12 protein-coding genes are annotated in these 12,711 nt (G+C 69.1%); 9 read left to right on the top strand and 3 right to left on the bottom strand.

Going from position 1 to position 12,711, the window contains the following annotated elements; all coding sequences use genetic code 11:
• Nucleotides 1–125: 125 nt before the first annotated feature.
• Nucleotides 126–3,239, bottom strand: a complete 3,114-nt coding sequence (locus ACYVGD_RS00530) for a glycoside hydrolase family 70 protein (protein WP_460741007.1) — start codon at nucleotides 3,237–3,239, stop codon at nucleotides 126–128.
• Nucleotides 3,240–3,386: 147 nt separating this feature from the next.
• Here ACYVGD_RS00530 and ACYVGD_RS00525 point away from each other — a divergent pair, with 147 nt between their 5' ends.
• Entirely contained in the window at nucleotides 3,387–4,292 is a 906-nt protein-coding gene (locus ACYVGD_RS00525; RefSeq protein ID WP_460741006.1) for a bifunctional riboflavin kinase/FAD synthetase, read from the top strand.
• A 3-nt stretch (nucleotides 4,293–4,295) separates the two neighbouring features.
• On the opposite strand, the gene ACYVGD_RS00520 is transcribed toward ACYVGD_RS00525, so the two are convergent.
• Nucleotides 4,296–4,607, bottom strand: a complete 312-nt coding sequence (locus tag ACYVGD_RS00520; protein WP_460741005.1) for an AzlD domain-containing protein — start codon at nucleotides 4,605–4,607, stop codon at nucleotides 4,296–4,298.
• Nucleotides 4,604–5,335 (bottom strand): AzlC family ABC transporter permease, encoded by a 732-nt coding sequence (locus ACYVGD_RS00515; RefSeq protein ID WP_460741004.1) that lies wholly within the window; start codon nucleotides 5,333–5,335, stop codon nucleotides 4,604–4,606. Before ACYVGD_RS00515 ends, ACYVGD_RS00520 begins: the two co-directional genes overlap by 4 nt.
• 83 nt (nucleotides 5,336–5,418) lie before the next feature.
• On the opposite strand from ACYVGD_RS00515, the gene prfB reads away from it, so the two are divergent.
• The 8 genes from prfB (at nucleotide 5,419) to ACYVGD_RS00475 (ending at nucleotide 12,643) form a co-directional block, all read left to right on the top strand.
• Nucleotides 5,419–6,531, top strand: a complete 1,113-nt coding sequence (prfB, locus tag ACYVGD_RS00510; RefSeq protein WP_460741003.1) for a peptide chain release factor 2 — start codon at nucleotides 5,419–5,421, stop codon at nucleotides 6,529–6,531.
• A gap of 151 nt (nucleotides 6,532–6,682) precedes the next feature.
• Nucleotides 6,683–7,369 carry a cell division ATP-binding protein FtsE gene (gene ftsE / locus ACYVGD_RS00505; RefSeq protein ID WP_460741002.1) on the top strand — a complete coding sequence of 229 codons (687 nt, stop codon included), beginning with the start codon at nucleotides 6,683–6,685 and terminating at the stop codon, nucleotides 7,367–7,369.
• Between the two features lie 13 nt (nucleotides 7,370–7,382).
• Nucleotides 7,383–8,285, top strand: a complete 903-nt coding sequence (gene ftsX / locus ACYVGD_RS00500; protein ID WP_460741001.1) for a permease-like cell division protein FtsX — start codon at nucleotides 7,383–7,385, stop codon at nucleotides 8,283–8,285.
• Between the two features lie 40 nt (nucleotides 8,286–8,325).
• Nucleotides 8,326–8,742, top strand: coding sequence for a hypothetical protein (locus ACYVGD_RS00495; RefSeq protein WP_460741000.1), 417 nt, complete (start codon nucleotides 8,326–8,328; stop codon nucleotides 8,740–8,742).
• A 6-nt stretch (nucleotides 8,743–8,748) separates the two neighbouring features.
• Nucleotides 8,749–9,867, top strand: coding sequence for a peptidoglycan DD-metalloendopeptidase family protein (locus ACYVGD_RS00490; protein ID WP_460740999.1), 1,119 nt, complete (start codon nucleotides 8,749–8,751; stop codon nucleotides 9,865–9,867).
• A 67-nt stretch (nucleotides 9,868–9,934) separates the two neighbouring features.
• Nucleotides 9,935–10,408 (top strand): SsrA-binding protein SmpB, encoded by a 474-nt coding sequence (gene smpB / locus ACYVGD_RS00485; RefSeq protein WP_460740998.1) that lies wholly within the window; start codon nucleotides 9,935–9,937, stop codon nucleotides 10,406–10,408.
• 1 nt (nucleotide 10,409) lies between these two features.
• The gene (locus ACYVGD_RS00480) at nucleotides 10,410–12,239 is read left to right on the top strand and encodes a DUF2207 domain-containing protein (protein ID WP_460740997.1); all 1,830 of its coding nucleotides are present in this window, start codon (nucleotides 10,410–10,412) and stop codon (nucleotides 12,237–12,239) included.
• A gap of 26 nt (nucleotides 12,240–12,265) precedes the next feature.
• A complete protein-coding gene (locus tag ACYVGD_RS00475) occupies nucleotides 12,266–12,643 on the top strand; it encodes an FKBP-type peptidyl-prolyl cis-trans isomerase (protein WP_460741118.1) in 378 nt (125 codons plus the stop codon).
• The last annotated feature ends 68 nt before the right edge of the window (nucleotides 12,644–12,711 follow it).

The raw sequence follows: 12,711 nt of genomic DNA, 5'->3' as shown, positions 1-12,711 counted from the left end.
ACCGCTCTCCGTGCTCCAACCGTGACCAAACGCTCGACCCGGCGTCGAGGGTCGTGGAAGGACCGAGGGCCGGCACCCCGTGCGGGATGCCGGCCCTCGACCTGTCGTGCTGGTCAGAGCACGGATCAGTAGGTGCCGCGGTTGGCGTTCCAGGTGATCGTGCCGCCCTGGAAGGGCTGCGTGCACTGGCGTGCGCCGCCCACGGTGCCGCAGGACTCCGCGGCGAGCGGATAGCCGTAGCGGCCGGTCTCCCAGCCGTTGCGGGCCCAGTGATCCCTGATGAGGCCGGTGACGACCCGGGCGCCGGTGGCCGGCGACCAGTAGATGGAGCCGCCCTGGTAGTGCTGGCCGCAGCCGCCGTCACGCAGAGTGCAGAACTCGTCGGTGGTCGGGTAGCCGAGGAAGGAGTTCTCCCAGCCCATCGACGCCCAGCGGTCCTTGATGAGGCCGACGACGAAGTGGGCACCGGTGGCCGGCGACCAATAGATGGAACCGCCCTGGAAGTGCTGGTAGCACCCGCCGCCCTTCAGCCCGCAGGACTCATCGGTGACGGGATATCCCAGACGGGAGTTCTCCCAGCCCATGGAGGCCCACTTGTCCTTGATCATGCCGGTGATGAACCGGGCACCGGTGGCCGGCGTCCAGTAGATGGAGCCGCCCTGGAAGTGCTGGTAGCAGCCGCCGTCCTTCAGCCCGCAGGTCTCGTCGGTGATCGGGTAGCCGAGCCATCCGCGCTCCCAGTCCTGCGACCCCCACTTCTGGAAGATCGCGCCGCGCACGAAGTGGGCGCCGGTGGCCGGCGACCAATAGATCGAGCCGTTCTGGAAGTGCTGGTAGCAGCCGCCGTCGCGCATGCCGCAGTACTCCGGGGTCGTTGGGCCGCCGAGCTGGCCGCTGACCGTCTGCCACTTGGCCTCGATGGCGCCACGGACCAGGAAGTTGATCGTGCTGTCGACCGGCGCCCAGACACCCAGGTAGCCGTTGACCTCGGCGGTGTTGTTCGAGCCGCGCACGGGGACAGCAAGCTTGCCGGTGGCGTCTGTGGTCAGGACCTGGGTCGACTTGCCGAGCACGTCACGGAACTTCTGGTTCGCGTGGTCGCGGCCCATGTCGACGACGACGGTCTGGTTGACGGCGGGGTCGGTGCTGATGACCGTGGCCATCCCGGTCGCGCGGTCGGCGCCCAGACGGACGGTGGCAGCCGTCTTGTCCGAGAACTCGTACGCGCGCTGCTCACCCTTGGCGTACGACTTGCGGGCCTTGAGGAGCGCGTCGATCTCGTCGTAGTAGGGCGTCTTCTCGGCCATGTACGCTCCGTCGGTGCGGAACATGTCGCCGTAGTAGACGGTCGGCGTCGTGGCCTTGTTGGTCAGGATGGCCGCATACATCGCGGGGACGTTGCGCGGCGACCAGCGCTTCTGGGAGGAGGGGGCGGCGAGGTCGGCGTTGTACACCTGGATCGCGCGGTTCTCCTTCTCCTTGGTCCACTCGGCGTCGAAAGACCGGCACCTCGTCGGGCCGCCGGTGCAGCCCGGCGTGTTCGCGGGGATGCCGTTCTGGTCCATGAAAACCCGGTTGACGAGGTTCTTCTCCTGGTCATGGTTGTTCACGAACGACCAGTTGGGACGGAAGTCGCCGCCCTCGGGCTTCGTGCGGTCACCGCTGCGCTGAGCGTCGGAGAAGCGCCACAGGTTCATCACGGGATGGGTGGCACGGCTGAGCGAGTCGTGGAGGACCGCGAAGCCCCAGGCGTCCATCTGGAGGATCTGGTTGCCGGTGGCGTCGACGTACTGGTTGCCCTGGGCGTTCTGGTAGGTCTCCAGGTAGTCCATGTAGCGCGCCGGGTCGCCGCCGAACTTCGCGCGGGTCTCGGCGGAGATCATGTCGAGGATCTTCGTGTCGTAGTGGCCGGCCGCGTCGATGCGGAAGCCGTCGACCTTGTACTGGTCGAGCAGGAACTTCACCCAGTTGCGCTGCTCGGCCTGGACGGTCGGGTTCGAGTTGTCGAAGTCGTTGCCGACGAGGAACTCGGCGTTCTTGACGAAGCCCTGGTTGATGGTGTGGCCCTTGAAGCGCACCTGGTCGAGGTCGTCGATGCCGCTGTCGATGTTCTGCAGCGACGGGTCCTCGCCCCAGTAGTTGTACTTCGTGCCGGGCAGCGCCTGGGGGTTGGCACGGTAGTCCTGCAGGCGGTTGACGAAGGCGTCGCGGCAGTCCCAGATCGACGTGGAGCCCGCGCCGTTCTTCACCGCGTTCTCATCGGCGAAGCCGCACTTCGCCTTCGCGTACGTGACGAAGGCCGGGTCGTTGACGAGGTAGGGGCGCCAGTTCCCGGCGGACAGCTCGTACGCGTCGTGGGCCGACAGGTAGCCGTCGACGGTGTTGTGGCCGAGCGAGGTGTTCAGCCAGGCCGGTACGTTGTTGTCGGCGGCGTTGGGCTGGTCGACGCGGTAGGGGCGGCCGTCCGGGCCCTTGAGGGTGTCGCCGAAGCCGATCTGCTGCAGCGACGTGCCGTTCCAGTGGCTCTTGTTGAACTCCTTGATGGAGCCGTACTTGGCTTGGCCGGGGCCGCCGCCCTTGGTGTAGGGGAGGTAGATCTGGTCGACGAAGTCGGTGCGGCGTCCGTCGCGGTTGACGAAGGGGTTGCCGTTGTTGTCGGTACGCGTGCCGACGACGGCCTCGCGACCGGACAGGCCCATCATCTGGTTTGGCACCAGGTCGACCTGGACCCGGAAGTTGCTGGAGTGCAATCGGTCGACGAGCGACTTGAGCTCGGTCGCGGTGCCGTACTTCGTCGGGTCGACCTTGCCGTCGCCGTTGATGTCGAACTCGCCGAGGTCGTAGCGGTCGGCGATCGCGTAGCCCTCCATGTAGCGGGCCATGCCGAACGAGCGGTAGGGCGGCGGGAGCCAGATGTCCGTGATGCCCCACTGGTTGAGCTGCTGGGCGTTGGCGGCGAAGTTGTTGTACATCTTGGCGTCGTTCGGCTGGAACAGTGAGAACGACTGGAAGATGACGCGGTCGTCGTAGCTGGTGGCCGACCCCTGCGGCGTGGCCGCCGGCCGGCCCGACGTCGCGGTCGGGCGTGCCGACGGGTTCGTGCTGGAGCCCTTGGCCGAGGCCGAGGGCTTGGCGGACGCGGTGCCGCTGGGGGCAGCCTGCGCCGCGAGCGGGGTGAGCAGGCTCAGCGCGAAGGCGCCGACGAGGGCACCTCCGACAGCCCGGGACGTGCGGGACATGGCATCTCTCCTCTGTGGGTCCTGAGGGCATTCTTGGGGATCTCTCAGGTCTCCGTCCACGCCAGACCGGTCCGTTACCCACTCGTTACGATGCGGGGGTGCGGGGGTACGGCGCTACGATCGCCCCGGTCGACGAAAGGGACGAACGTGAACCGACCCACCGTGGTCGCCATCGGCAACTTCGACGGGGTGCACCGGGGGCACCGCGCCGTCATCGAGTACGCACGGGGGCTCGCCGACGACGTACGCCTCGTCGTGATGACGTTCTGGCCCCACCCGATGACGGTGGTGCGTCCCGACAAGGCCCCGAAGCTGTTGTGCTCGCTCGACGACCGGGTTGCCCTGCTGAAGGAGGCGGGCGCCGGCGAGGTCGTCGTGCTCGAGTTCACCTCCGAGATGGCCGAGCAGACCCCCGAGGAGTTCGTCGAGGCCCATCTCGTGCCGCTCGACCCGCGCTTCGTCGTGGTGGGGGAGAACTTCCGCTTCGGGCACCGGGCCGCCGGTGACACCGACACGCTCGCCGCGCTGGGGCCGTGGGAGGTCACGGCGCTGCCACTGCTCACCACCGACGACGACGCGACGAGTTCCACGACCATCCGTCGACTGCTGGCCGAGGGTGACGTGGCCGAGGCCGCACGCCACCTGGGCCGCCTGTTCGACTACACAGGGACTGTCGTCGTCGGCCATCAGCGGGGCCGCGAGATGGGGTTCCCCACCGCGAACCTGCCGGTGGCCGCCGGACGCGCGGCACCCGCCGACGGCGTGTACGCCGGCTGGGTCACGCGGCGCGACACCTCCGGCGCCGAGGTCTGGCCCGCCGCCATCTCGGTCGGCACCAACCCCACGTTCGACGACGTACCCGAGGTCGTGGTCGAGGCCCACGTGCTCGATCGGGACGATCTGGAGCTCTACGGCGTACCGATCGCCGTGTCGTTCGCGGAGCGCCTGCGCGGCAACGTGCGGTTCGAGGGGCTCGAGGCCCTCATCGAGCAGATCGCGGCCGACTGCGCACGCGCCTGGGGGATCCTCGCCTCGGCTCCGCGGCCGGAGTGAGGGTCAGCCCCACCCGCTGAGCCGTACGAGCGCCGCCGAGGCCGCGCCGAGCACGACGACCAGGAGGAACGGTGCCCGGAGGCGGAAGGCGACCACCGCGACGACGAGCGAGACCACGCGGGCGTCGATGGTGAGCCGCCGCCCGGTGGCGAACGTGTTCATGACCACGAGGGCGGCCAGCAGCCCGATCGTCATCGTTCCCGCCACGCGGATGATCCGCTCGTGCTCGAGGAGCCGTCGGGGGATCAGATAGCCGACGCCCTTCGTGGCGTACGCGATCCCGCACGCGGCGAGGATCCAGGTCCAGGTGCTCATCGGAGCTCCACATCCGGCTCGAGGCCCTCGGAGGCCGGCCCGCGCCCGAACCACCCGAAGACCGCGGCGACCGCGCCGGCGACGATGATCGGGATGCCGGGCGGCAGCGCGGGGATGACGGCTGCGGTGATCACGGCGCACACGACGGCGATGGCGACCGGCTCACGCCCGTGGAGCCGTGGCCACAGCAGCCCGACGAAGGCTGCGACGGCGGCGCCGTCGAGCCCGAGCGTCTTCGGGTCGCCGAAGGCGTTGCCGGCCAGCGCGCCCACGAGGGTGAACAGGTTCCACAGGACGAACACCGCCAGCCCGGCGCCCCAGAAGCCGCGGGTCTGCTCGTCGGGCTCCGTCTGCGCCGCGGCGGTGGCCGACGACTCGTCGATGGTGAGGTGGGCCATGAGCATCTTGATCGGGCCGCGTGGTCGCAGCATCGCGTTGACCTGCATGCCGTAGACGCCGTTGCGCAGACCCAGCAGGCTCGCGGCGACGGTGGCCGCGCCCCCGCTGCCGCCGCCGGCGACCACACCGACGAACGCGAACTGGGACCCGCCGGTGAACATGAGCAGGCTCAGTGCCGCGGTCTGCAGCACCGACAGTCCGCTGGCCACACCGAGCGCGCCGAAGCTGATCGCGTACAGGCCCGTGGCGATGCCGATGGAGACGCCGGTGCGCACGGCGGGGGAGCGGACCCATGGGGTGGGTTCGGGGGTGGCCGCCGGCTGTGACATGGTCTCCTCGCTGGGTTCGCTGCACGCACCCTAGTGGTGTTCGGGGTGGGGGAACAGGCGTCCCACGGGTAGAGTGCGTCGTCGTGGCTACTGACTTCTCCTCCGAACTCGCCGACCTCGACCGCGCCCTGACCTCGATCGAGGCCGTCCTCGACCCCGAGGCCAAGCGCAAGGAGATCGCCGAGCTCGAGGAACAGGCCGCCGCCCCCGATCTGTGGAACGACCAGGAGAACGCCCAGAAGGTCACCTCCCGGCTGTCCCACCTCCAGAACGACCTCGAGCGCGTGGAGTCCCTGCGGTCGCGGCTGGACGATCTCGACGTGCTCGTCGAGCTGGCCGAGGAGGAGGGCGACGCCGACTCCGTCGCCGAGGCCGAGAAGGAGCTGGGCTCCCTGCGCTCGGCCATCGACGCCCTCGAGGTCCGCACCCTGCTGTCGGGGGAATACGACGAGCGCGACGCCGTCGTCAACATCCGTGCGGAGGCGGGTGGCGTCGACGCCTCCGACTTCGCCGAGAAGCTCATGCGCATGTACCTGCGCTGGGCCGAGCGCCACGGCTACCCGACCGAGGTCTACGACACGTCGTACGCAGAGGAGGCCGGCATCAAGTCGGCGACCTTCACGGTGAAGGCTCCGTTCGCGTACGGCACCCTCTCGGTGGAGTCTGGCACGCACCGCCTCGTCCGCATCTCCCCGTTCGACAACCAGGGCCGCCGCCAGACGTCGTTCGCCGGCGTCGAGGTCCTGCCCGTCGTGGAAGAAGCCGACCACATCGAGATCCCCGAGGGCGACCTGCGCATCGACGTGTTCCGGTCGTCGGGCCCCGGCGGCCAGTCGGTCAACACCACCGACTCCGCCGTACGCATCACCCACCTGCCCACCGGTGTGGTCGTGTCGTGCCAGAACGAGAAGTCCCAGCTCCAGAACAAGGCCGCCGCCATGCGCGTCCTCCAAGCCCGCCTGCTGGAGCGCGCCCGTCAGGAGCGCGAGGCCGAGATGAACGCCCTCAAGGGCGACGGCGGCAACTCCTGGGGCTCGCAGATGCGCTCGTACGTGCTGCACCCCTACCAGATGGTGAAGGATCTGCGCACCGATCACGAGGTCGGCAACCCCGACGCCGTCTTCGACGGCGACATCGACGGGTTCATCGACTCCGGCATTCGCTGGCGCAAGCAGTCCGAGACCGCCGAGGCCTGATCCCGCGCCACGCCCGCCGCCGGGAAATGTCGGGGCGGTGTGGTATCAGGCACCTAGACTCGCTGCAGGCCGTTCCCCTGCGCGTCCTCGTGATGGGGGCATGCCCCTTTCTTCCCCGGGGGCGTGACGTCGAGCTCGGCCGTGGACGCCAGTGATTCGTTTCGAGAATGTCTCCAAGACCTACGAGGGTCAGCGCCGCGCTGCGCTGAAGAACATCGACGTCGAGATCGCCAAGGGCGAGTTCGTCTTCCTCGTCGGCCCCTCGGGCTCGGGCAAGTCGACCTTCACGCGGCTGATCCTGCGTGAGTACCGCCCGTCGACGGGCCGGATCCACGTGGCAGGCAAGGACCTGTCCCGCCTGCCGAACTGGAAGGTCCCCGCGCTGCGTCGTCAGATCGGCACCGTGTTCCAGGACTTCCGCCTGCTCCCCGGCAAGACCGTCTACGAGAACGTGGCCTTCGCGCTCCAGGTGATCGGCAAGCCGACCAGCCACATCCGCCGGGCTGTGCCCGAGACCCTCGACCTCGTGGGTCTCGGCAACAAGGGGGACCGCCTTCCCGACGAGCTGTCGGGCGGCGAGCAGCAGCGCGTCGCGGTCGCGCGCGCGTTCGTCAACCGTCCGAAGCTCATCCTCGCCGATGAGCCGACGGGCAACCTCGACCCCGCGACCTCCGTGGGGATCATGAAGCTCTTCGACCGGATCAACCGCGCCGACACCACGGTCATCATGGCCACCCACGACTCCACGATCGTCGACCAGATGCGCAAGCGCGTCATCGAGCTCGACGACGGCGAGATCGTGCGTGACCAGACCAAGGGCGTCTACGGGAATCAGTGAGGGACTCCGACTAATGCGTCACATCTTCTCCGAGACCTGGTCCGGCCTGCGCCGGAACACCACCATGACGATCGCGGTGATCGTCACGATGTGGGTCTCCTTGTCCCTGTTCGGGGCCGGTCTGCTGGCCACCCAGCAGGTCGACCTCATGAAGGGGCGCTGGTACGACAAGATCGAGATCTCGGTGTTCCTGTGCACCAAGGACACCAAGGGCGACTTCTGCGACCCCGGCCAGGACGTGACCGAGCCGCAGAAGCAGGCGATCGAGCAGACCCTGCGCTCCAACCCGGAGGTCCAGGACGTCTTCTACGAGTCCAAGCAGATGGCCTTCGACGAGTTCCGCAAGGCCTACGAGGGCAGCCCGATCCAGGACTCGCTGACGGTCGAGCAGATGCAGGAATCCTTCCGGGTGAAACTGAAGAATCCCGAGGAATACCAGGGCGTCGTCTCCGCGGTGTCGGGCATGCAGGGGGTCCAGGCCGTCCAGGACCTCCACCGGGTGCTCGACCAGCTCTTCGAGTGGCTCGGATTCCTCAAATGGGGCACGATCGTGGCATCGGCGCTGCTGCTGCTGGCGGCGGCCCTCCAGATCGGAAACACGATCCGCATGGCCGCGTTCGCCCGGCGTCGGGAGATCGGCATCATGCGCCTCGTGGGGGCAGGGAACTTCTACATCATGATGCCGTTCCTGCTGGAGTCGCTCGTCGCGGCCCTGTTCGGCGCCGCCCTGGCCTGCGGAACTCTGGCCGCCGGGGTCTACTTCCTCATCATCGAAAAGGCTCAAGTCTCGCTCAAGGCTTCACCCTGGATCGGCTGGCCCCATGCGGGTTGGGCCATGTTGTGGGTTGCGGTCGTGGGCGTGCTCCTGTCAATAATCCCAACGTTGATCGCAACTCGTAAGTACCTGAGGGTCTGACCTGCAGGTAAGACTCTCCCACCATGATTGGGGACCAGCTGTGCATCGGGACCTTCCCTCCGCCTTCGGCGGCCCGCGCACCAGCGTCATCCGGACGCGAACGCGCGCACTCGTCGCCTCGGCGGCTGTACTGACGGTTGGCCTCGTCGGCATCGCCCCCGTGGCGAACGCCGACGACCTCGACGACCAGCGGGACCGCGTGAACCGCCAGCTCGAGCAGTCGCGGACCAACCTCGATACCTCGAACAAGGCCCTTCAGGACGCCGCGAACGCGCTGCAGAAGTCGCAGTCCGAGCTGGCCGCCGCACGTTCCGAGCTGGCGCGTACGCAGCAGCAGCTGGCGGCCGCCAAGCAGCGCGACACCGAGATGGCCGACAAGCTGGCGACCGCCCAGAACGAGCTCGAGAAGGCCAAGGCCGCCGTCTCGGAGGCCGAGAAGGCCGTTGCGGAGGAGTAGTCGACGGTGGGCCGTGTCGTCCGCCAGCAGTACCAGCAGAAGACCGGTCTCGTCGGCATGGGCATGCTGCTCACCGGCGAGACGACCGGACAGGTCGGCACCCGCCTGCAGTGGTCGACCACGATGTTCGACTCGACCCAGGCCGAGATGGACCGCCTCAAGGAGACCCAGCGCAAGCTGACAGAGGCCCGCGAACAGCAGGCCTCGATCGAGCGTCAGGTCGCCGCCGAGCGTGAGGCCGCGGCCCAGAACCTGGCGACGAAATCCCAGCTCGAGTCGGCCGCCCGCAACCAGGCCAACCGTGTCGCAGCGCTGGTGAACGCCAACTCGGCCGCGGAGGCCGCCGCCAAGAACCAGGTCGCCGCCGACCAGAACGCCGTCCACGGGTTCCAGTCGGAGCGCGACGAGGTCGAGAAGCGCATCTCCGACCGCATTGCCGCCCAGCGAGCCGAGGAGGCCCGCATCGCGGCGGAGAACGCCGCCCGTGCGGTCGCCGAGCGCAAGGCCCGCGAGGCCGCCGCGGCCGCCGCGAAGGCGGAGGCCGCCAAGGCCGCCGCGGCCAGGTCGGCCGCCGACAAGGCCGCCTCCGAGAAGCAGGCCGCCGACAAGAAGGCCGCCGCCCCCGCGCCGAAGGTGGCCGTGCCCGCCCCGGCGCCTGCGCCCAAGTCCGGTCCGGCCCCGGCCGCCCCGCCGGTTGACATGACCGCCTCGCGCGCCACCGCGAACCACGGCTTCATCTATCCGAGCGGCTCGGCGATCACATCGCAGTTCGGCATGCGCCTCCACCCGGTCCTCGGCTACTGGAAGCTGCATGACGGCACCGACTTCGGCGCCGGTTGCGGCACGCCGATCATTGCGCCCTATGACGGCACGGTGAAGGAGCGGTACTACAACGCCGGCTACGGCAACCGCCTGATCATCGATCACGGCAAGGTCGACGGCCGCTACGTGACGACGAGCATGAACCACGCCATCTCCTATTCGGTCGGCGTCGGCGACCGGGTGAAGAGGGGGCAGGTCATCGGCAAGGTCGGCACCACCGGATACTCGACCGGCTGCCACCTCCACTACATGGTCTGGCTCGATGGCGACCTCACCAACCCGATGAGCTGGTACAAGGGCTGAGGACCGCTCCACCAGGCCCGTTCCGCGTTGTGGGCAATCCGGTTGCGCGGCCCCCTATTGTGGAGCCATGCCCAAGGAGACCGGTAAGAAGCTGATCGCGCAGAACAAGAAGGCGCGGCACGACTACCACATCCATGACACCTTCGAGGCCGGGATGGTCCTCACGGGCACCGAGGTCAAGTCGCTGCGTCAGGGGCGCGGCACCCTCACCGACGCCTTCGCGACGGTCGACGACGGGGAGGTCTGGCTGCGCCAGGCCCACATCCCCGAATACTCGCACGGCACCTGGACGAACCACACGGCCCGGCGTACGCGCAAGCTCCTGCTCCACCGCCGCGAGATCGGCAAGCTCGAGAAGGCGCTCCAGGACAAGGGCGTGACGATCGTGCCGCTGTCGCTCTACTTCAACGACGGGTACGCCAAGGTCGAGATCGCGGTGGCGACGGGCAAGAAGGAGTACGACAAGCGCGAGACGCTCCGCAAGCGCGACGCGGTGCGCGAGACCGAGCGCGCGCTGGCCGCTCGCCAGCGGAGGAAGTGACATGCTCGCACGCGCCGCCAGGCTCCTGGCCGCACTCGTCCTCGTCGTCGCGGGCGGACTCGCGCTGCCGCAGCCCGCCTTCGCCGCCACTGGGGACCGCATCAGCGCGTTCGCCGCGGCGTACACGGTCAACACCGACGGTTCGATGGACGTCACCGAGACCATCACCTACGAGTTCGCGTCGTCGAGCCACGGTCTGGAGCGTTTCCTCGTCACCCGCGAGCGGTGGGACGACGAGCAGGACGCCGTGTACGCGATCCGCGACATCGCCGTGAGCAGCCCGACGGGGGCGCCGACGATGTACTCGACGTCCCAGGCCCGCAACGGCTCCGACGCGACGCTCCGGATCCGCGTCGGCGACCCGAACCGCTACGTCGACCGCACCGAGACCTATGTGCTGCGCTACACGGTCGACGGTGCGACCCGCCAGTCGTCCGACTACGACGAGCTCTACTGGGACGTCACCGGCTTCGAGTGGCGGGCATCCATGAGCAACGTCTCCGCGACGGTCACCGTGCCGCAGGGGCCCAAGGAGCTCGTCTGCTTCGCCGGGCCGGTGCAGTCCAAGACGCCGTGCACGTCGAAGAGGAGCGACGGGGGCAGGGCGACGTTCACGCAGGCCGCGCTGCCGCAGAACCAGAACCTGTCGGTCGGCGTGAAGATCGCCAAGGGGGCCGTCACGGGGGCCGGGCCGCGGCTCGAGCCCAACACGACGGTCGAGAACCGGCGTACGGCCATCGGCGTGGGCGCGGCGACGGGTGTGACCGCGTTGGTCGCACCGCTGCTTGGCTTTCTGTACTGGCGCCGCAACGGCCGCGACGAGCGCTACGTGGGCGTGGCCCCGGGCATGGTCCCGGCCGGGGGGCAGCCGGTGCGTGTGGAGCGCAGTGGGAAGGTGACGATCCCCGTCGCCTTCTCACCGCCCGACATCCCCGTCGGCGAGGCCGGCCTGCTGATCGACGGCGCCGTCGACGTCCGCGACACGACCGCGACGATCGTCGAGCTCGCCCGGCGCGGGGCGGTCCAGCTGTCCAAGGTGGGCGACAGGCAGTTCTCGATGACCCTGCTCGACCCCCAGCGGGTCTCGGCGCCCCACGAGACCGTCCTGCTCAACACCCTGTTCGGCGGGGGAGCGGGCGCCGTGACGCTGGGCCAGAACGGCGAGATGATGGCCGCCCACCAGGCGGTGACGACGTCGCTGCGCTCCCAGGTGACGATGCGTCGCTGGTTCAAGCGGCTCCCCGGCGCGGGGCACCACCTCGGGATCGGCTCGCTGTGGAGTGTGGTCGCCTTCGGCGGGTTCGCGCTGTACGCCTTCGGGCCCGACGTGCTCCTGGACCTCATGGGACCGGCGGCCTCGCTGCTGTGGCTGGTGCCACTGGTGCCCGTGCTGGTCACCTGGTGGGTGACGCGCGCCAAGATGCGCCGCGGCCAGCGCACCGCGGCGGGTCGCGCCGTGGCTGACCAGATCGAGGGTTTCCGCACCTACATGGCGACGGCCGAGGCCGACCAGCTGCGGTTCGAGGAGGGTGAGGACATCTTCTCGAAATACCTGCCGTGGGCCGTCATGTTCGACCTCACCGACCGCTGGACGAAGGTGTGCGAGCGGCTCGTCGAGATGGGCCGTCTCGAGACGATCCAGCCGGGCTGGTTCTACTTCTCGCCCTACGACTTCGTCTACCTCGACTCGGCCGTGCGCACGTCCACGCTGCCCGAGCCCCCGCCACCCACCACGGGCTCGATGGGCTCCGGTTTCGGTGGTGGCTCGTCGTTCGGCGGCGGCGGCTTCTCCGGCGGTGGCGGTGGAGGCGGCGGCGGCGGATCGTGGTGAGCCGCTAGGGTCGCCCCATGACTGACATGAACAGCAAGCCCGAGGTCGACTTCCCCGGCGGTGAGCCGCCGGCCGACCTGCAGATCACCGACATCGTCACCGGTGACGGCCCCGAGGCCGTCGCGGGCGACGTCGTCGCGGTCCACTACGTGGGCGTCTCCTTCTCCTCCGGCGAGGAGTTCGACTCCTCGTGGAACCGCGGCGCACCGCTCGAGTTCCCGCTCGGCGCCGGCCGCGTCATCGCCGGCTGGGACCAGGGCGTCCAGGGCATGAAGGTCGGCGGCCGCCGCCAGCTCGTGATCCCGCCCCACATGGCGTACGGCCAGATGGGCGCCGGCGGGGTGATCGGCCCGAACGAGACGCTGATCTTCGTCTGCGACCTGGTGGGCATCCGCGGCAAGTGACCCGCGCCCGACCTCGAAGGCCCCGACCCGCATGGTCGGGGTCTTCGTCGTCCTCGGGGTTTCTCGGG

The sequence above is a fragment of the Mariniluteicoccus endophyticus genome (assembly GCF_054780035.1).
This window is presented reverse-complemented; position numbering and strand designations above follow the sequence as displayed.